The 20,035-nt window shown below is 50.1% G+C and carries 14 protein-coding genes and 1 pseudogene; 14 read left to right on the forward strand and 1 reads right to left on the reverse strand.

Going from position 1 to position 20,035, the window contains the following annotated elements:
* The first annotated feature begins 5 nt into the window (after window positions 1-5).
* From CZ360_RS04960 to ftsH, 6 genes and pseudogenes are all read left to right on the forward strand, one after another.
* On the forward strand, window positions 6-1,994 hold the full coding sequence (locus CZ360_RS04960) for a DHH family phosphoesterase (protein WP_077533101.1): 1,989 nt from the start codon (window positions 6-8) through the stop codon (window positions 1,992-1,994).
* 23 nt (window positions 1,995-2,017) lie between these two features.
* A complete protein-coding gene (gene rplI / locus CZ360_RS04965; protein WP_077533102.1) occupies window positions 2,018-2,464 on the forward strand; it encodes a 50S ribosomal protein L9 in 447 nt (148 codons plus the stop codon).
* Window positions 2,465-2,545: 81 nt separating this feature from the next.
* Window positions 2,546-3,901 (forward strand): replicative DNA helicase, encoded by a 1,356-nt coding sequence (gene dnaB, locus CZ360_RS04970; protein WP_077533103.1) that lies wholly within the window; start codon window positions 2,546-2,548, stop codon window positions 3,899-3,901.
* Window positions 3,885-5,252, forward strand: a complete 1,368-nt coding sequence (tilS, locus tag CZ360_RS04975; RefSeq protein ID WP_159438113.1) for a tRNA lysidine(34) synthetase TilS — start codon at window positions 3,885-3,887, stop codon at window positions 5,250-5,252. Before dnaB ends, tilS begins: the two co-directional genes overlap by 17 nt.
* Window positions 5,242-5,784, forward strand: coding sequence for a hypoxanthine phosphoribosyltransferase (gene hpt, locus CZ360_RS04980; RefSeq protein ID WP_077533105.1), 543 nt, complete (start codon window positions 5,242-5,244; stop codon window positions 5,782-5,784). Before tilS ends, hpt begins: the two co-directional genes overlap by 11 nt.
* Before the next feature lie 47 nt (window positions 5,785-5,831).
* Window positions 5,832-7,700: pseudogene (ftsH, locus tag CZ360_RS04985) on the forward strand (ATP-dependent zinc metalloprotease FtsH); the annotation flags it as partial.
* Between the two features lie 573 nt (window positions 7,701-8,273).
* On the opposite strand, the gene CZ360_RS04990 reads toward ftsH, so the two are convergent.
* Complete coding sequence (locus CZ360_RS04990; protein WP_159438114.1) at window positions 8,274-8,561, reverse strand: sigma-70 family RNA polymerase sigma factor; 288 nt, start codon at window positions 8,559-8,561, stop codon at window positions 8,274-8,276.
* Between the two features lie 250 nt (window positions 8,562-8,811).
* Here CZ360_RS04990 and CZ360_RS04995 point away from each other — a divergent pair, with 250 nt between their 5' ends.
* From CZ360_RS04995 to rnr, 8 genes are all read left to right on the forward strand, one after another.
* On the forward strand, window positions 8,812-9,210 hold the full coding sequence (locus CZ360_RS04995; protein ID WP_229407994.1) for a helix-turn-helix domain-containing protein: 399 nt from the start codon (window positions 8,812-8,814) through the stop codon (window positions 9,208-9,210).
* 214 nt (window positions 9,211-9,424) lie between these two features.
* Window positions 9,425-11,113, forward strand: a complete 1,689-nt coding sequence (gene ilvB / locus CZ360_RS05000; protein ID WP_077533108.1) for a biosynthetic-type acetolactate synthase large subunit — start codon at window positions 9,425-9,427, stop codon at window positions 11,111-11,113.
* Between the two features lie 16 nt (window positions 11,114-11,129).
* Entirely contained in the window at window positions 11,130-11,609 is a 480-nt protein-coding gene (gene ilvN / locus CZ360_RS05005) for an acetolactate synthase small subunit (RefSeq protein ID WP_077533109.1), read from the forward strand.
* Between the two features lie 64 nt (window positions 11,610-11,673).
* Window positions 11,674-12,846: a hypothetical protein gene (locus CZ360_RS05010; protein WP_077533110.1), complete on the forward strand. Its 1,173-nt coding sequence runs from the start codon at window positions 11,674-11,676 to the stop codon at window positions 12,844-12,846.
* A 37-nt stretch (window positions 12,847-12,883) separates the two neighbouring features.
* Window positions 12,884-14,863 (forward strand): DNA gyrase/topoisomerase IV subunit B, encoded by a 1,980-nt coding sequence (locus CZ360_RS05015; protein WP_143530157.1) that lies wholly within the window; start codon window positions 12,884-12,886, stop codon window positions 14,861-14,863.
* Between the two features lie 30 nt (window positions 14,864-14,893).
* Window positions 14,894-17,140 carry a DNA gyrase subunit A gene (locus CZ360_RS05020; protein ID WP_077533112.1) on the forward strand — a complete coding sequence of 749 codons (2,247 nt, stop codon included), beginning with the start codon at window positions 14,894-14,896 and terminating at the stop codon, window positions 17,138-17,140.
* Between the two features lie 251 nt (window positions 17,141-17,391).
* Window positions 17,392-17,646, forward strand: coding sequence for a preprotein translocase subunit SecG (gene secG, locus CZ360_RS05025; protein WP_159438116.1), 255 nt, complete (start codon window positions 17,392-17,394; stop codon window positions 17,644-17,646).
* A gap of 260 nt (window positions 17,647-17,906) precedes the next feature.
* Window positions 17,907-20,024 carry a ribonuclease R gene (gene rnr / locus CZ360_RS05030; protein WP_159438117.1) on the forward strand — a complete coding sequence of 706 codons (2,118 nt, stop codon included), beginning with the start codon at window positions 17,907-17,909 and terminating at the stop codon, window positions 20,022-20,024.
* The last annotated feature ends 11 nt before the right edge of the window (window positions 20,025-20,035 follow it).

Consider the following 20,035-nt stretch of genomic DNA (forward strand, 5'->3'; position numbering starts at 1 on the left):
AGCCGATGCAAAAGTATAAAAAGGTATGGATTCTGCGGCCTTTTATGGTTCTTGCAGTCCTGCTGGGCGCGCTTTTGCTGCTGGTGGCATACTCCCGGCACTGGATCTTGTTCGTATGCCTTCTGCCGGTTGTCCTTGGTGCGCTTGGTTATATGTTTTACCGCTATTTCCGTCTGCATCGGGAGATTTACCGCCTGCTGAAAAATATGGGGCAGCATCTGAATGTCACGCACCGCCAGGGAATGTTCGACCTGCCGATGCCTGCCGCGGTGGTTTCGCAACGCCGGGAGATCGTCTGGTATAACGAAGCCTTCCGGAAGGTGCTGGCACAGGAGGATTTGTACGGTTCTTATCTCAACCGGATTACCTTCCGCAGCCTGGATGAGATCAAGCACCATCAGGGGGACATCATCTCCTACAAAAACAAGCATTACCGGGTTTATATTGTCAGTACCGATTCTGAGGAGGAACCGATGCATCTGCTTTATTTCATTGATGTGACCGAACTGTATGACACGGCGATGAAATATAAGCTGACCCGCCCGGTTATAATGGTAATCCTGCTGGACAGCTATGAGGAGATTGTCAAAAACGCCAGGGAGAGCGAAAAGACCCAGATTTTAAGCGAGGTTAACCGTCTGCTGGAGCAGTATATCGGGCAGACCACCGGCTTTATTATCCGCCTGGAACGGGATCGTTATATGGCGATTGTAGAGCAGCAGCATTTTGACAGGATGCTGGAGGAACGTTTTTCAATCCTGGATCAGACCAAGAACATATTGACTACGGAGCGAGTGCCGATTACCCTTTCAATTGGGATTGGGTATCAGGCCGAAACCTTTGTGGAAAACGAGCAGGACGCCCGTCAGGCGCTCGACATGGCGCTGGGACGCGGCGGAGACCAGGTGGCATTGAAGATAGAGGGCGGCTTTAAATTTTATGGCGGCGCCTCCAAGGGCGTTGAAAAACGAACGAAGGTGAAGAGCCGGATCATTGCCTCCGCCATGCTGGAGCTGATTGAGAACAGCGACCAGATTTTGATTATGGGACATAAATTTGCTGACCTTGACGCTGTTGGTGCCGCGATTGGGATGGCGAGAGCCTGCCAGTGTCTCGGCAAAGACGTGCATGTGGTGCTGGATTACCATAAATGCCTTGCTGATTGCCTGGTCGACCACTACCGCAAGTATGAGAAGGACGATTTATTTGTCTCTCCGCATGAGGCGTTTTCGTTTATCCGGAGAGGGACGCTTCTGTTTGTGGTCGATACCCATTCGCCGCACTTTGTTGAGAGCGCAGAGGTGTATCAGGCATGTAAAAACGTGGTTGTAATTGACCATCACCGGAAGATGGTAGACTATATCGATAACGCGGTTATTTTCTATCATGAGCCTTATGCATCGTCCGCCTCTGAGATGGTGACGGAGCTAGTGCAGTATCTCGGCAATGAATGTGTTTTGGCGCATTATCATGCGGAGGCCCTGCTTGCAGGAATCATGCTTGACACCAAAAACTTTATTATGAAAACCGGGGTGCGTACCTTTGAGGCGGCGGCCTATCTGAAAAAGATGGGTGCGGATACTATCGAGGTGCGGAAGCTGTTTGCCAGCTCGATGGATTCCTACCAGAATAAAACAAAGCTCGTCGCGTCTGCAGAGGTATATCACGGCTGCGCGATTGCCTGCAGCGACCTGTTAACCGATGATATCCGGGTTGTGGCGGCACAGGCTGCGGACGATCTTTTGGGAATCGACGGAGTGGACGCTTCCTTTGTGCTGTATGAGCAGGGAGATACGGTAAACGTATCGGCCCGTTCGATGGGAGCGATGAATGTCCAGGTGATTATGGAAGCCTTGGGCGGCGGCGGTCATCTGACCATGGCGGCGGCACAGATAGCAGATTCCGATATTCCAAAGGTCAAGCAGCTTTTGCTGAATGCAATTGATGATTATAATACTAACATGGCTAGAAAAAAGACGTCCCAGAATGCGTGATGGGACAATGAGGAGGAAGAAAGATGAAGGTTATTTTAAAAGAGGATGTTAAGGGAAGCGGCAAGAAGGGCGATCTGGTCAATGTAGCTGACGGCTACGCAAAGAACTTCCTGCTGAAAAAGGGGCTGGCTGTTCCGGCGGACGCCCAGGCAATCAATGAGAAAAAGACAAAGGACGCTGCGGTGGCGCACCATGCGCAGGTGTTGCTGGATGAGGCGAAGGAAGCGGCAAAGCGGCTGTCTGACAAAACGGTAAAGGTGACCGCGCGCGCCGGTGAAAACGGCAAGCTGTTCGGGAAGGTTACCTCCAAGGAGATTGCGGCTGCGGTAGAAAAAGAATTTGGCATGGAGGTCAACAAAAAAAAGATCAGCCTGGAGCAGGATATCAAGACCTTTGGCACCTTTACATTTGAACTGAAGCTGCATCCCGGCGTAACGGCAAAGATGTTTGTCAGTGTGTCGGAGGAATAATAAACACAGGCGAAATGCCGGGGACAGAACGTCTTAACAGGACGTTCTGTTCTGTTTGTTTTTTGGAAGGGAGGGAGACCTTTGGCCGAATATTCAGAGTTTGACCTGGAGAACCAGCCATACAGCCTGGAAGCGGAGCAGTCTGTACTGGGCGGTATTTTGATTAACCCGGATTGCTTCAGCACGGTGCTGGAGGTATTAACCCGTTCTGATATGTTTTACCGCAGGCAGCATGCAGAGCTTTACGACATCTTTCTGAGCATGTTTAATCTCTCCAAGCCAATCGATTTTATTACAGTGCTGGACGAGGTGAACCAGGCGCACATTTTTGAGGATGAGACATCGGCAAAGGTGTATCTCGCACAGTTGATGGAAATGGTTCCGTCAACGGCTAATATTACCAATTACTGCCAGATTGTACTAAACCGGTATTACCGCCGGCGGCTGATTCTGGCGGCAAAGGAAATTGAGGAATACGCCCGGGATGAAGAGGGAACGGCGACCCAGCTCATGGATATGGCGGAACAGAAGCTCTATGATATCCGCCAGGGGAAGGATAACAGCGAGCTGATCCCGATTGACAAGGTGATTATCGGCACCTATGACAGGCTCCAGAAGCTGACCGGCGAGGACCGTGACCTGTATCTGGGATTAAGCAGCGGATTTTCCAGACTGGACGCCATGATGACAGGGCTGAATAAGTCCGACCTAATTCTGCTGGCGGCGCGTCCTGGTATGGGAAAAACCTCCTTCGCGCTGAATATTGCGACAAATGTGGCCAAGAAATACGAAAAGGACGTTGTAGTTTTTTCCCTTGAAATGTCCAGCGAGCAGCTGGTAAGCAGGATTTTGTCCTCCGAAGCACAGATTTCCAGTCAGGATCTGCGTCTCGGAAAGCTGAGCCCGGATCAATGGGTACAGCTTGCGGCAAGCGCTGATATCCTTTCAAAAACCAATATGTACCTGGACGATACGCCGGGGATTACCGTTGCGGAGATGAAGGCAAAGGTAAGGCGGCTGAAAAACCTCGGCTTGATTGTTATTGACTACCTGCAGTTGATGACCGGAAGCGGACGGAGTGAAAACCGGGTGCAGGAGGTTTCAAAAATTACCAGAAACCTGAAAATTATGGCGAAAGAGCTGAATATTCCCGTCATTGTGCTGTCACAGCTTAACCGTTCCGCAGAACAGCGGCCCGACCATAAGCCGATGCTGTCCGACCTGCGTGAGTCCGGCTCCATCGAGCAGGATGCGGATATCGTCATGTTCCTGTTCCGGGCGGGATATTACGATAAGGAAATTGAAAATCCGAATGTTGCCCAGTGTATTCTGGCGAAAAACCGTCATGGGTCGACCGGTGAGGTTGACCTGTCCTGGATCGGGGAATTCACAAGGTTTGGCAACCTGGAGGTCAGCCGAGATGAACCTCCGTTCTAAGCTGGAAAATCTGCCGCTTCAAGAGGGCGACGCTGTTGTAATCGGGTTGTCCGGCGGGGCGGATTCTGTCTGTCTGACCCATCTCCTGCTAGGGTGGGAAGGAATTTCCCTTTACGCCTGCCATCTCAACCACAGTCTGCGCGGAGAGGAAAGCGAACGGGACGCACAGTTTGTCCGTTCTTTCTGTGAGGAATGGCGCATACCATGTGTTGTGGAGAAGGTTTGTGTCAGGGATTTGGCAGTGGAAAACGGCTGGACACTGGAGGAAGCAGGGCGGGAAGCGCGCTACGCGTTCTTTGAACGGACGGCGGAACGGCTCGGACAGGATGTGCGCGGGAAGGTTTGGATTGCAACCGCCCACACCTTATCTGATCAGGCGGAGACAGTCCTGTTCCGGATGGCAAGGGGCACCGGACATAAAGGCATGTGCGGAATTCCCGGACAGCGGGGGAGAATCCTGCGTCCTCTGCTGGGGATCAGCCGGGAAGAGGTGGAAGCCTATTGCAGCGAGCATCGGCTCTCCTACGTTACTGACAGTACCAATCTTTCCGCGGATTACAGCAGAAACCGGATTCGGCTGGAGGTGATCCCGCCTCTGAAAAAAATCAATCCGGCGGCAGAACGGCATATCGGGCAGATGGCCGAGCTGTTCCGGGAAGAGGAGGCCTGGCTGGATGGCATGGCCCGGGAGGCTTATCAGAAGGCGCTCTGCATAGAAGGCTTGTCCCTGGCGGAATTGTCAGACTGCCATCCGGCGCTTTGCCGGCGGATGCTGGCTCTGTTTTTGGAAACGCATCGGCTTCCGGCCTCGTTTGACAGGGTGGAAACCTTGTATCAGATGGTGCGCGCGGGAAAAGGGAGAAGCTCCCTTTCAGCCAATTATGATGTGGTTTGTGAAAGGGGCCTGCTGCGGACAGAGAGGCCGGAGCTTCCCTGTCCTTATTTTGAAGAAAGGCTTCATGACGGGCTTTATCAGAGTAAAACAGGTAAAGTGTATAAAATTAAAACTTTAGACACAGATACTTCTGCTCTTGTTAATAAAATTTATAAAAATGTATTTGATATTTTTCTGGATTGTGGTAAAATATCAGGTAGTGTTACCATTCGCCAGAAACGGCCGGGGGACGAGATTCGTCTGGCTGGTCGGGGCTGTACAAAATCGCTGAAGAAACTGTTTCAGGAAAGCGGCATCCGGCCGGACGACAGGCTCAAACAGTTTGTGGCAGCGGATGAAACCGGCGTGGTCGCGGTAGAGGGCTTCGGGGTTGCCGAGCGGATATGCTGTGATCCGATGACAACAAAGGCTGTTGAGATACGCCTAGTGAAAGGAACAGAAAAGGATGAAGGATGATATTTTAAAGGTACTTCTGACGGAAGAGGAGCTCAAGGCTAAGGTTAGGGAACTGGGCGCGCAGATCACAAAGGACTATCAGGATAAAAAGCTGCTCCTGGTCAGCGTTCTGAAAGGCTCTGTCGTTTTTATGGCCGATCTGATGCGGGCGATTGATACCTATTGCCAGATCGACTTTATGAATGTCTCCAGCTATGGTTCCGGAACAAAGACGACCGGAACGGTAAAAATCATCAAGGATCTGGACATTGATATCGCGGGATATGACCTGTTGATTGTAGAGGATATTTTGGACAGCGGGAAAACACTGAGCTATATTAAAAAGATTTTGCTGGAAAGAAAACCAAATTCGATTAAAATCTGTACGCTGCTTGATAAGCCGGAACGCAGACAGGTGCCGGACATCAAAGCGGATTATAAGGGATTCATCGTACCGGATGAATTCGTTGTTGGATATGGGCTTGACTATGCGGAAACTTATCGGAATTTACCATATCTTGGCGTTCTAAAACCGGAAGTTTATTCCGACTGAGTGAAACATCTGTCTGAGAATCTGTTGGTTAAGGAGAGGTAAGAGCATTGCAGAACAAAAAAAAGACAATCTTGATCTATGTCGTTGTATTTGCCGTTTTGTTAATATCGATGTATGCGATTACGCAGACGGTCAAAAAGGGAATGGAGCCAACATTCAAATACTCTGATGTAGTCGAGCTGTTTGAAGACGACCAGGTAGAGGATTTTGACCTTGACCTTGGAAACGGCGAACTGAAGGTAATTTTGCGCAACGGCGTGAATTTTACTGGTGCGCAGAAAACAGCAGAGGGAAAATCGGCCTTTACCTATAAGGTGCCGGTTGTTTCCGTTTTCCTGGATGACATCCAGGATGTAGTGAAGGAGAATAACGCAAAGCACCCGGACAGCAAAATCACCTGGGACTATGCTTATAGCGGCGGCAATACCAGTCTTTTGATGCAGTTTATCCCGACAATCCTGCTGATTGTTGCGATGGTTGCTCTGTTCATCTTTATGATGCGCCAGGCCGGCGCGGGCGGGAAGATGAACCAATTTGGAAAAGCGAATATGAAAAATCCGGTTCAGCATGGAATCAAGACAACCTTTGCTGATGTAGCCGGCGCGGATGAAGAGAAAGAGGAACTTGCCGAGATCGTCGAGTTTCTGAAAAATCCGAAAAAGTTTAATGAGCTGGGAGCAAGAATCCCGAAGGGCGTCCTGCTTCTGGGCCCTCCGGGTACCGGTAAAACACTGCTTGCTAGGGCGGTCGCCGGAGAAGCGGCTGTACCGTTCTTTTCCATTTCCGGTTCTGACTTTGTAGAAATGTTTGTCGGCGTCGGGGCTTCCCGTGTCCGAGATTTGTTTGAGCAGGCGAAAAAGCACGCGCCTTCTATTGTTTTCATCGATGAGATCGATGCTGTCGGACGTCATCGCGGCGCCGGCTTAGGCGGCGGCCATGACGAAAGGGAACAGACCTTAAACCAGCTGCTGGTTGAAATGGATGGCTTTGGCATGAATCAGGGCGTGATCGTGATTGCGGCGACCAACCGCCGCGATATTCTCGACCCTGCATTGCTCCGTCCGGGAAGGTTTGACCGGCAGGTTGTTGTCGGTTATCCAGACGTAAAGGGCCGCGAGGAAATCCTGAAGGTACATTCCCGGAACAAGCCGCTCGGCTTTGACGTGGATTTAAAGGTAATCGCGAGAAGCACCGCAGGCTTTACCGGTGCTGATTTGGAAAACCTGCTTAATGAGGCGGCGCTGTTGGCGGCGCGGCGCGGAAGAAAGGCAATAACTGGGGTTGATATTGAGGAAGCAACCATTAAGGTAGTTGCCGGGCCGGAGAAAAAATCACATAAGATTCACCACGTTGACAAAAAAATTACCGCTTATCATGAAGCGGGCCATGCGGTGGTGACCTACTATAGCCCGACACAGGATCCGGTACACGAAATTTCGATTATCCCGCGTGGAATGGCGGCCGGATATACCATGAACCTGCCGGATGAAGACCGCGAGCATGTTTCGAAAACAAAGATGCAGGAGAGCTTGTCTGTTCTGCTCGGCGGGCGTGTAGCTGAAGCAATTGCACTGGATGATATCTGCACTGGCGCATCAAATGACATTGAACGCGCGACAAAAACCGCAAGAGATATGATTACCCGTTATGGGTTCAGCTCCCGTTTGGGGCCGATTGTTTACGGCGAAGCGCAGGAAGAGGTATTCCTGGGACGTGATATGGGCCATCAGCGCAACTATTCCGAGAATGTTGCCGCAGAGATTGATGAAGAGGTTCGTCTCCTGATTGATCAGGCCTATAACCGCGCGGAAGAAATTCTCAGCAGTCATTACAGCCAGTTGGATCTGGTAGCGAAATATCTGCTGATTAATGAAAAAATCAACGCTGACACCTTTAAACAACTCATGAATGGTGAGATCAAGGTGGAGGAGCTGGATGCTGAACTGGCAAAACTGGAGCAAAAGGAGCAGAAGCTGGCGGCGGGAGAAGCCGGCGAGGCAGCTTCTGGATCCCAAAAGACAGAAGCACCGGTTCCGGAAACTGCAGAAGAAAAGGGTACTGTGGCTAAAGCTGAGGAGCAGCCTGCCCAAGCTCAGGAGGAAACATCTTCTGAGGAAAATCAGGCTGAGGAGATTACCCAGGCTGAGTCTGCTTCGGCGGAACTCGAAAAAGAGGAACCGCCTGTTGCCGGGAAAGCGGAAGAGGCAAAGGCAGAATCCCCTGCAGAGCCGGAAAAGGAAGTAGAGATTAAGCCGGAGGAAGCGGCGGAGAAGCCTGCTGAATCGGTGGCAGAAGAAGTGAAAGAGGAGAAAAAAGAATCTCCGAAAGCGAAGAAGCCACAGGCTAACCGTTCCCGAAAACGCGCGCCGAAAAAACCGCAGGCGGCAAAAGCAGAGCCGGCTAAACAACCGGAAAAATCAGAAGGCAGTGCGGAAAGCACAGACGCATCTGAGAATAAAAATAATGAGAAATAACCAAAAAGGACGATGTCATTCATCGTCCTTTTTTTGTTCTGCATAGAATTGCAGATACTGGCGGAGATGCCTAAGTCCCCGTTTCATCGTTCGTGACACGGTAGATTTGTTAATGCCCAGTATTTCCGCGATCTCTGCCATATTTTTTCGCTCATAGAAATAGAGCAGAAGAATCTGCCGCTGCCGTTGTGTTACCCCCTCGCGCAATACAAGCTTCACAATCCTTGGAGGAGCCAGACGATTGACATAGGGAGCCTGGGCCGGCTTGAGATATTTGGTTTCATCAAAACTTATTTTTTCCATTTTTGCTTTTTCCTTCTCTGCATTCGTGATTCGACCAGGAGCTATGAGAAATTGGGGAATATAGAAGTAGCATAACCTGATTTTATCATTCGAATTGTCCAGAGTCAATAAAAATAAGAACATTTGTTCTTGAATGCTTGCTTTTATCCTGCAAAATGTGTAGAATGAAGGTATGCTGTTATGATCCGGTTAAAAGGAACTGGCATGTTGTCACTTGAGAAGAAAGGATAGTCCTCGGTCTTGCGAGGCCATGATGATCAGGATGAATACAAACCGTTTGAAAGAGCTTAGAAAAAATGCCGGTCTCAGCCAGCAGGAATTAGCCGGCCGGCTGGGAATCGCGGCCAGCACAATGGGCATGTATGAACAGGGAAGGCGGAAACCGGATTATGATACGCTGATTCGTCTTGCACTGATTTTCCATGTCACAACCGATTATCTGCTGGGACTAGAGCATCCGGAAGCGGAATGGAGGAAATCGGAAGAAGAGCTTCTGGAACAGCTTGTGAAGCGGGATATGTCTGCGGCTTCTTCCCGCCTTGCTTCGGAAGAGGAACGCCGGGCCTTAATGGAAGAGCTTCGCGCCGCGGTAGACTCGGTTTTGGAAAAGAGTTGCGCAGCCGGCCTGCAAGAGAAGAATGAAGCCTAAAATCAGCAATTTTAACAAAAGACCGGCCGGCTGGGAGAACGGATTCGGAAGCTTCCAGTCGTTGACAAATATCACTGCTTTGATATAATTAATTATATATCGTTAAAAGACAGTCGGTGCGCATAATATCGCCTGGACTGTTTGAGAGGAAAGAAACCTGGTGTCTGAGAGGAGGACAAGTGATGCGGACTGGAAGCCGTATCACAATTAGAATATGAAACTAACAGGAGCGCAAATCATCCTTGAATGTTTGTTGGAACAGGGCGTGGATACTGTTTTCGGTTACCCCGGCGGTTCTGTTCTCAATCTTTATGATGCAATTTATGAATATCGCGATAGAATTAGGCACGTCCTGACTGCACACGAACAGGGTGCCGCCCATGCGGCTGACGGCTATGCGCGGGCAACCGGGAAAACTGGAGTTTGCATCGCGACATCCGGGCCGGGTGCTACCAACCTGGTCACTGGAATTGCAACTGCACATATGGATTCGATTCCGATTGTTGCGATTACCGGAAACGTGCCGGTATCCTCGCTGGGGCTGGACAGCTTCCAGGAGGTGGATATTACCGGGATTACCATGCCGATTACCAAATATAACTTCATCATCAAGGATATTGCCGATCTGGCCGATACGATCCGCCGCGCGTTTGAGATTGCAAATACCGGCAGGCCCGGCCCGGTTCTGGTGGATATCCCGAAGGATATAACTGCCAATACCTATGAATATACACGCAGGGAGATTGTAAAACCGGATAATTACAGCGGTCTTGCAGCCGACGCGGAGTATGAACAAGTGGCAGAACTGATCCGTTCTGCCAAGAAGCCGTTTTTGTATACCGGAGGTGGAATTATCAGCTCTGGTGCGGATCAGGCAATGAAAAAGTTTGCAGAATTAGTGGACGCGCCAGTCTCTTCGTCTCTGATGGGACAGGGCGGGTTCGACAACACCGACCCGCGTTATGTTGGGATGCTCGGTATGCACGGGACGGTGGCTTCCTCAAAAGCTGTTTCTGAATGCGATCTCTTTATCGGGATCGGAACCCGTTTTTCAGACCGGGTGATTGGGGATATTGTCTCATTTGCGCCGAAAGCAAAGATTGTGCATATCGATATCGATCCGGCAGAGGTCAACAAAAACATCAAGGTAGATTATCAGTTGATCGGAGATGTCCGGTATGTGCTGGATCACTTAAACCTGATGCTGGAACAGCAAAGCCATTCGGATTGGATGGACAGGATCAAGGAATGGAAAAAAGAGTTTCCGCTTCATGTGGCGGAAGAGTACGGAGAGCTTGTAACCCCGCAGTATGTGCTGGAAACGTTGGATGAGCTGACCGGCGGAGACGCGATCATTACCACTGAGGTCGGACAGCATCAGATGTGGGCGGCGCAATACTATGATTTCAAAGCCCCGCGCCATTTTATCAGCTCCGGCGGTTTAGGTACAATGGGCTACGGCCTGGGCGCTTCCCTGGGCGCGCAGGTGGGCCGTCCGGACAAGCAGGTCATCAATGTTGCCGGTGACGGGAGCTTCCACATGAACTGTAATGAACTCGTGACTGCCTATAAGCACAATATCCCGATTATAGAGCTGCTGTTTAATAACAATGTGCTCGGTATGGTACGTCAGTGGCAGAGGCTGTTCTATGGAAAACGTTTCTCTCAGACCACACTAGACCGAAATACGGACTATATGAAGCTGGCGGAGGCATATCATATCCCGGCTTACCGGATCACCAAGAAGGAAGAGGTTCGGGATGTGCTGCAAAAGGCGCTCGCGCACGATACGCCGGTGTTTGTAGAGTGCGTCATTGACCAGGATATCAATGTACTCCCGATGGTGCCGGCCGGCGCTGCAATTGACAAGCCGATTTTAGACATTAAGATCGATGATGAATAGAAAGGACGAAACCAGGATGCCGAAAAAGCATGTTTTATCAATATTAATGGATAATAATTCCGGCGTCATGCTGCGGATTGCAGGCTTATTCAGCCGCAGAGGCTATAATATCGAAAGCATCGCCGCCGCTCAGACGGAAAACCCGGATGTTGTCCGGATGACGATTGTAACCAACGGCGACGCGGATACGCTCGAACAGATTGACAAACAGCTTTCTAAGCTGGTGGATGTCCGGGAGGTTCGGGTGATGACCAGCGAAAATTCCGTAAAGCGGGAGCATGTGATCATCCAAGCGGGAAACAGCGAGGAAAACTGCGCTTCCCTGATTCAGGTTGCAAACCTGTTCCGGGCAAATATTATCAATGTCAGCGAGCAGTCCCTGATGCTGGAGCTGACCGGAAAGCCCAGAAAAATTGACGCATTCATTCAGCTTGTAAAACCGTTTGGCATCAAAAAGATGATGCGCTCCGGTTTGCTGGCTTTGGAACGGGAATAGAGGAAATGGCCTGCAGTGAAACCGGCAGGTCATTTTTCGGATAAACGGAGTTCGGAGGTGGCGGATGAAAAAGTTTCTGAAGCTGTGCGGGACAGGCTTGCTGGTAATTGGAATGTTCGCAGTGCTGTGCGGGTGCATGACCGAAGAGGATAAGGCCCTTGCGAAGGAGAATGTCAGGACGGGCCGGGGCCTGGTAAAGGCCTATGTCGCAGAAAACTATGGAGAGTATGCAAAAATTCAGGAGATAGAATGCATCAATCAGGCGAAGGACGGCGGCCCGATTCCGGATTTTTATGACCATCCCAGCAATTATGTGAGGGCTTCTGTAGAAGTAAAGCAGGAACGCTTCCAGGTGCTGGTGAACGTCGAAACCGGAGCCGGATATGACAACCGGTATGAAGATTCGGTCAACGAGTCGATGCAGCGCTATGCCGTTTCCCGGGGCGGAATCCCGAAGCCGGAGGCGGTACTGCTTAAATATTTCCCGATTGAGATTACAGAGATCCCGGACAGCGCCTGTTTCGGCTTTGCGCAGCCGAACACCAAGCTTTTTGAACAGCTTCTGTATCAGGGAAAGTCCAATATCCGTGTACTGTTCCAGTATGTGGACGAGTATCTGCGCCCGCTTGAGGCGGAAGGGGAAAAACTGATTCCGATGGATCGGGAGATCGGGAGGCTTCAGATCGGGTTTGTGAGCTTCCGGACTTCTCTGCCCGGTGACCTGTCCTGGCGGCAGATGGACGAACTGATGAATGAGGTGAATGAATCGGTCAGCGAGACCTGCATCATTGACCGGTGGAAGTCCTATGATTCGGAAACAGACACCTATGTCTATCCGGAGGAGCTTGATGTAACCTACCATCATTATGACCTGTTAGCTTTGGACGGCGGGATCAGCTTAGTGTATGATACAGAGACCCTGGAGGTTGATGTAAAGGAAGAAAAAGCGCCGGAAACTACTGTTGCCCTTGATAAACGGTTTGTGACCTGGGATGGCAAACAATACCAGATTACGGGGCGGCAAAAGCAGGAGCAGACAGAATTTGATATTGAAAACCAGAGCATCCATCTTTTTTTCCCCGACAAATATGAGGATCTTTTCCTGGTGTCGGAGCAGGACGGAGACGAGGACTGGAACCAGCTTTATTCTGGCTGGGACGGAACAATGACAGAATGGTTTGCCGTTCACGGCGGACAGTCGGAAATCACCTTTGGGTTATATACTGAAATGGATTGAGCAATATAAACAGGAATAAAATTATTGGAGAATGAATATGGCAAAACGGAAACAGGAATATACGAATGAAAGCATCACCGCGCTGAAGGGCGCCGACCGGGTCAGGAAGCGTCCGGCGGTCATCTTTGGGTCTGACGGGCTGGAAGGATGCCAGCATTCGGTTTTTGAAATCCTTTCCAACTCGATTGACGAGGCAAGGGAAGGACATGGCAACCATATTATCGTAACCCGGTATGCGGATCAGTCAATCGAAGTCGAGGACTTTGGACGCGGCATTCCGGTTGACTTTAACCAAAACGAAAACTGCTACAACTGGGAGCTGGTTTTCTGCGAGCTGTATGCAGGCGGGAAATACCAGAATGAGGGGGGCGCAAACTACGAGTTTTCCCTGGGGCTTAACGGCCTGGGACTCTGTGCGACGCAGTATTCCTCTGAATATATGGAGGTGGAGATTTTCCGGGATGGATTTCAATATAATCTCCGGTTTGAAAAGGGAGAGAATGTCAGCTTTGACAAGAAGCCGACCCGCCTGAAAAAAACTGGGACAAAGATCAAATGGCGTCCGGACTTGGATGTCTTTACTGAAATTCAGGTTCCGGATTCTTACTTTGAGGATATTCTGAAACGGCAGGCAGTCGTCAATAAGGGCTTGCTGTTTACTTACCGCTTCCAAACGCCGGAGGGCTGGAAGGAAAAGGAATTCCTCTATCAGGACGGGATTACCGATTATGTTAAGGAGCTGGCCGGAGACAATGCCATGACCACTGTCCAGTACTGGGAGACGGAACGGATGGGCCGCGACCGGGAGGATAAACCGGAATACCGGGTGAAGCTATCGGTTTCCCTGGTGTTTTCCAACCGATTTAAGATGACAGAGTATTACCATAACTCCAGTTGGCTGGAGCATGGAGGCTCCCCGGAGCGCGCGGTCAAGCAGGCGTTTGTTTCCCAGATTGACGCTTATCTGAAGCAGAACGGGAAATATCTCAAGGGAGAGTCTAAGATCAATTATACCGATGTAGAGGACTGTTTAATCCTGGTTTCATCCTCCTTCTCAACGCAGACCTCCTATGAAAACCAGACGAAAAAGGCGATTACCAACAAATTCGTCTATGAGGCGATGACCGATTTCTTAAAACATCAGCTAGAGGTCTATTTTATCGAAAACCCGGACGAAGCCAATAAGATTTCCGAGCAGGTGCTGGTAAACAAGCGCAGCCGGGAAAATGCGGAAAAAACGAGGCTGAACCTCAAGAAAAAGCTTTCCGGAACCATTGATGTGGCAAACCGGGTGCAGAAATTTGTGGACTGCCGGAGCAAAGACCTGTCCCGCAGGGAGCTTTATATTGTGGAGGGCGACTCCGCGCTGGGTTCCGTTAAGATGGGACGTGATTCGGAGTTTCAGGCGATTATGCCGGTACGCGGGAAAATTTTAAACTGCCTGAAGGCAGAGTTTAACAAAATTTTCAAAAGTGAAATTATCACCGACCTTGTCAAGGTACTCGGATGCGGCGTAGAGGTTGATTCCAAGGCGAATAAAGACCTTTCCACCTTTGACATCAGTAATTTCCGGTGGAATAAGGTAGTGATCTGCACCGACGCCGATGTGGATGGATTCCAGATCCGCACCCTGATCCTGACGATGCTTTACCGCCTGACGCCGACGCTGATTGACGACGGATACGTTTATATTGCGGAATCACCGCTTTATGAAATCAATACAAAAGACCGAACCTATTTTGCCTATACAGAAAAAGAGAAACAGGCGATTCTGGAGGAGGTCGGCAAAACAAAATATACAATCCAGCGTTCCAAGGGGCTTGGGGAAAACGAGCCTGAGATGATGTGGCTGACAACTATGAACCCGGAAACCAGGAGGCTGATCCGGGTGAATGCGGAGGAAGTGGAGAAAACCGCCGCGATGTTTGACCTGATGCTGGGGGACAATCTCCAGGGAAGAAAGGATTATATCGCGGAGTTTGGGCAAGACTATCTGGAGCTCGCGGATATCTCGTAAAACTGGCGAGAAAGAGGTTTAATAAGAAAAATGGCAAGAAAAAAGGAACAGACAAACCATAAAAAGGTGAATGTCAACGCGACCATCGAGGGCGGCGGAATTATTGTTGACCAGCCGATCACCGAAACGATTGAGCAGAACTATATGCCGTATGCGATGAGCGTCATTGTGTCCCGCGCATTGCCGGAGATCGACGGCTTTAAGCCGTCCCATCGAAAAATCCTGTACACCATGTACAAGATGGGATTGCTGACCGGGGCGAGGACTAAATCTGCGAATATCGTCGGCCAGACCATGAAGCTAAACCCGCATGGCGACCAGGCGATCTATGAGACGATGGTGCGCCTGACCCGCGGAAATGAAACGCTGCTTCATCCCTATGTAGATTCAAAGGGAAACTTTGGGAAAGCCTATTCCCGCGATATGGCCTTTGCGGCCTCCCGATACACTGAGGCAAAGCTTGATCCAATCTGTGCGGAATTTTTCCGCGATATTGATAAGGATACGGTGGATTTTGTCCCGAACTATGATAACCAGATGATGGAGCCGACCCTTTTGCCGGCAACCTTTCCGTCGGTGCTGGTGAATTCCAATGTCGGGATCGCGGTTTCGATGGCGAGCAGTATCTGCCCGTTTAATCTCAAGGAGCTTTGCGAGACTACCATCGGGCTGATCCGTGACCCGGAATACGATCTGCATGAGACACTGAAAGGCCCTGATTTTCCGGGCGGCGGATATATGATTTTTGATCGTGCCGTACTGGATCAGGTTTATCATACCGGTCGTGGAAGCATTAAAATCCGGGCAAAGTTCCAGTATGACAAATCGAACAACTGCATCGAGATTACAGAAATCCCGCCAACCACCACGGTGGAAGCGATTATGGATAAAATCGTGGAGCTGATCAAGCAGAACAAGGTGCGGGAGATTGCGGACATGCGGGATGAAACTGATTTGTCCGGATTAAAGCTCACCCTTGATTTGAAGCGGGGAATCGACCCGGACAAGCTGATGACAAAGCTGTTCCGGATGACGCCGCTGCAGGATAACTTTGCCTGCAACTTTAACGTTTTGATCGCCGGACAGCCTAGGGTTATGGGCGTGCGGGAGCTGCTGACTGAATGGCTGGCGTTCCGGACGGAATGTGTGCGCAGGAGAGTTTACTTTGACCTGAAGAAAAAGCAGGAGAAGCTGCATCTGCTAAAGGGGCTGGAGAAGCTTATCCTGGATATTGACAAGGCGATCCGGATCGTCCGGGAAACAGAAGAGGAAAGCGAAGTAGTCATGAACCTGATGATCGGGTTTGGGATTGACGAGACCCAGGCGGAATATGTCGCGGAAATCAAGCTGAGACATTTGAACCGAGAATATATCCTGAAGCGGACGCAGGAGATTGAAGACCTGATACGGGATATTGCTGAGATGGAAGGAATCCTGAAAAGCAATAAAAAGGTGCAGGCCATTATCGTATCGGAGCTGAAGGATGTTGTCAAAAAATACGGCAAGCCACGAAAAACTATGCTGATCTTTGCGGAGGATGTCGCGGAGGAGGACGAAGCGGCAGAAGAGATTCCGGACTATCCTGTCAACCTGTTTTTGACCAATGACGGGTATTTTAAAAAGATTACGCCGCAGAGCCTGCGGATGAGCGGGGAGCACAAGCTGAAGGAAACCGACTTTATTACGCAGCATGTGGAAACTACCAATGATACGGAACTGCTGTTTTTTACCGACCGGCAGCAGGTTTATAAATCCAGAACCTGCGAGTTTGAGGATACGAAAGCGAGCCTGTTTGGGGATTATATCCCGGCAAAGCTTGGCTTTGATGAGAATGAGAAGGTAATCGGGATGATCGTTACCAAGGATTACAGCGGAAACGTGCTGTTCTTTTTCGATAACGGAAAGGTGGCAAAGGTGCCGATCAAGTCCTATGAAACCAAGACGAAACGGAAGAAGCTGTCCAATGCTTACTGCGGGAAGTTTGCGCTGGCAGGATTTTTTGAATGCGGCGAGGAGGATGAGTTTGTCCTCACCTCCAGCGCCAAGCGCAAGCTCCTGTTCCACTGCGCGGTGATCCTCCCTAAAACAACGCGGGATACACAGGGCGTTGCAGTGATGACCCTGAAAAAGAATCACTTTGTGGAAAAGGTGGAGCGGTATGCTGAGGGCATGTTTGCAAACCCGCACCGTTTCCGCACCAAAACCCTGCCTGCGGCCGGCGCTTTAATGCGTGAGGAGGACTTTGGCGAGCAGCTGAGCCTGCTTGGAGAGTCATAGCTATAATTGAGCTAAAAAAATCCCGCCGAAATTCATTTCGGCGGGCACATTATTCTTCGTCATATACAACGTTTCGATGTTATATATGGGTCAAACGCAAGAACTTTTTGTGTTGTGAAGAACAATGTACTATTATTATACCGGAAAAGGCCAAAAGAATACGCACAGAAAAAAATAAAAATAATGGTTGAAAAACCCAGATAGTTGTGGTATGATATGTAATGTATCATTATGTGTATGGAGGCAGGACGATGAATCCTATTGAAATTGTCGGTGGCATTTTATTGATTATCGCGAGCGTGTTAATCATTTTAATAATTATGTTACAGGAAAGCAAGCAGGCTGGTATGGGCGCTATTACAGGTGAGTCGGGAAGCAATAACTTCTACGGCAGAGAAGGCGGAAGGACGAAAGACGCCTTTTATGCAAAGCTGACCAAGGTGCTGGCAGTCGTCTTTTTTGTAGTGACTGTAATTATCAATCTCGTGATTCATTTTGTTAAGTAAGAGTAAATAAGGGTGCCCTGCGTATCATAAGAACGCAGGGTGTTTTTATATCCATCTGGTAAAGGAAAAGGGAAGCGGAGACCTGGAGATTGGATTATCCGAACGGTGTTTTGCATTGCAAAACCAGCTCCTATGCAATGGAAAAGAGTGCTTTCGCTCTTGCGAAAGCTGTGGGAGTTTGAGCCTTGGCGGCAGGGATACCGCCGCTGTTTTGGCTATGCCAAAGCCGCACAATTCCCAAGAAAGGAATGGTCATAATAATGAATGAATGGATCAGCAAAATCGAGGTATGGACTCGAAAGCACGGAAGGTCTGGCGTCTCCTTTAAGGAGGTCTGCCAGAAATTAAAGATAAAAAACAAACAAAGAGATCAGCTTCGGCGCGTCCTGACGGATATGGCCGAGCAGGGAATGATCCTGGAAAAGAAAAACAAAATTTATTCGTCTGCGGCGTTAGGACTCATTTCTGCCGAGATTACCCGCATAAACCGGACATTTGGGTTTGCCAAGGAGCTTCGGGAAGAAACTGAATATTTTATTCCGGGAAAGTATTTGATGGGCGCTGTTCCGGGGGATCATGTCCTGCTGAGACGGATTAAGGGAAGGGGCAGCTCGCCCGAGGGTGAAGTGGTACGGATTGTGAGCTATGGCCCCGGAGAATTCACGGCGGAGGTCTGCTTTGAAAACGGGGCGTGGTTCCTGCTGCCGGACACGATGGGGAAAACCCCGCTGCATGTGCAGAAGCAGGATTTATGCGGAGCAGAGGCCGGCGATAAGGTGCTGGCAAAAATAAGCCATCGAGGGAAACGTCACAGCGAGCATCAGGCAGTAGTCCTGTCTGCATACGGAGATTCGGAATCTGCCTGTTCCTGTGCGGCCGCAGCGCTTGACCTGGCCGGGATTGCCGCCGAATTTCCATTTGAGGTGATAGATAAGGCGCAGTATCTCCAGAAACGGGGAATTAAGAGCCGCGACCTGGAGGGGAGAACTGATTTCCGGGGTGACACGATTTTTACGATTGACGGCGCAGATTCCAAAGACCTGGATGACGCGGTTTCTTTGGAGAAGTATGAGGATTGTTATGTCTTGGGAGTGCATATTGCGGATGTTTCCCATTATGTGCATTATAAGGGGGAGATCGACCGGGAAGCGTTTTACCGTGGAACCAGCATTTACTATGCAAACCAGGTAATCCCGATGCTGCCAAAGGAGCTTTCCAACGGCATTTGTTCCCTCAATCCCGGAGAAGACCGTCTGACCCTGTCCGCAGTCCTGACGCTCGACCTGGATGGGGAACTGATTGATTTTGATTTCCGAAAAGGAGTGATCTGCTCGCGGGTCAAGGGAGTCTACAGTGAGGTGAACGCCTTGCTTGCAGGTACGGCAAACAGGGAAATCGAAGAAAAATACGCGGAAGTAAGGGACAAGCTTCTGCTGATGAAGGAACTGTCTGATATTCTGGAAAGGAATAAAAGGCGGCGCGGCGCTCCGGAGCTCGAAACGCAGGAGAGCAAGATTATTGTAGATGATCAGGGACGGGCGGCTGAGATTCTGCCGAGAACCAGCGGACTGGCGGAAGCCCTGATCGAGAACTTCATGCTCACTGCAAACGAGGCTGCTGCGGTTGCGGGCAAGATGAAGGAGGTTCCGTACCTTTACCGTGTTCATGAACCGCCTGCACCGGAAAAGCTGGATCAGCTCAATACCGTTCTGCGGCTGTTGGGTCTTCAGACCAGGAGCCTTTCTCCGAATGTCAAGCCAAAAGCAATGGCAGAGATTCTGGAAAAGGCCAAAGGAAAGGACATCGCTCCGATAGTGAACCTCCAGATGCTGCGGGCGATGTCAAAGGCAAAATACAGTGAAAGCCCGCTTGGGCATTATGGACTGGCGCTGGAAAACTATACTCATTTCACCTCTCCGATCCGGCGGTATCCGGATTTGATGGTGCATCGGGTACTGAGCGACCTGATCGCCGGAGAAGAAATTGCCGAAATCCGCCGGCGCTACACAAAGTATGTGGTAAAAGCGGCCAAACAGGCAACCCAGACCGAAATCAACGCCATGAAGCTGGAACGGGATTGCGAGGATTTTTATAAGGCGGAGTATATGAAAACAAGAATCGGCGAGGAATTTGATGGGATTGTTTCGTCTGTAGCTTCCCATGGGGTCTATGTAGAGCTTCCGAATACGGTAGAAGGCTTAATCCGCGCGGAGGATCTGCCGGGAGGAAACTATGAGTTTGACGGCGTGATGTCGTTCCGCAACCGGTTTAGCGGTGAGAGCTACCGCGTCGGACAGCCGGTTCGCGTAAAATGCATCGCCGCCCAGGTCAGCAGCGGGAATATTGACTTTATCCCGGTCGGGGATGACAGCGAATAGATAGTATAGAC

The sequence above is a fragment of the Massiliimalia massiliensis genome (assembly GCF_900155615.1).
GTDB lineage: Bacteria > Bacillota > Clostridia > Oscillospirales > Ruminococcaceae > Massiliimalia > Massiliimalia massiliensis.

Coding starts and splice junctions, on each gene's coding strand:
- CZ360_RS04960 (WP_077533101.1), top strand. CDS start 6: ATGCAAAAGTATAAAAAGGTATGGATTCTGCGGCCTTTTATGGTTCTT.
- rplI (WP_077533102.1), top strand. CDS start 2,018: ATGAAGGTTATTTTAAAAGAGGATGTTAAGGGAAGCGGCAAGAAGGGC.
- tilS (WP_159438113.1), top strand. CDS start 3,885: ATGAACCTCCGTTCTAAGCTGGAAAATCTGCCGCTTCAAGAGGGCGAC.
- hpt (WP_077533105.1), top strand. CDS start 5,242: ATGAAGGATGATATTTTAAAGGTACTTCTGACGGAAGAGGAGCTCAAG.
- CZ360_RS04990 (WP_159438114.1), bottom strand. CDS start 8,561: ATGGAAAAAATAAGTTTTGATGAAACCAAATATCTCAAGCCGGCCCAG.
- CZ360_RS04995 (WP_229407994.1), top strand. CDS start 8,812: ATGATGATCAGGATGAATACAAACCGTTTGAAAGAGCTTAGAAAAAAT.
- ilvB (WP_077533108.1), top strand. CDS start 9,425: ATGAAACTAACAGGAGCGCAAATCATCCTTGAATGTTTGTTGGAACAG.
- ilvN (WP_077533109.1), top strand. CDS start 11,130: ATGCCGAAAAAGCATGTTTTATCAATATTAATGGATAATAATTCCGGC.
- CZ360_RS05010 (WP_077533110.1), top strand. CDS start 11,674: ATGAAAAAGTTTCTGAAGCTGTGCGGGACAGGCTTGCTGGTAATTGGA.
- CZ360_RS05015 (WP_143530157.1), top strand. CDS start 12,884: ATGGCAAAACGGAAACAGGAATATACGAATGAAAGCATCACCGCGCTG.
- CZ360_RS05020 (WP_077533112.1), top strand. CDS start 14,894: ATGGCAAGAAAAAAGGAACAGACAAACCATAAAAAGGTGAATGTCAAC.
- secG (WP_159438116.1), top strand. CDS start 17,392: ATGAATCCTATTGAAATTGTCGGTGGCATTTTATTGATTATCGCGAGC.
- rnr (WP_159438117.1), top strand. CDS start 17,907: ATGAATGAATGGATCAGCAAAATCGAGGTATGGACTCGAAAGCACGGA.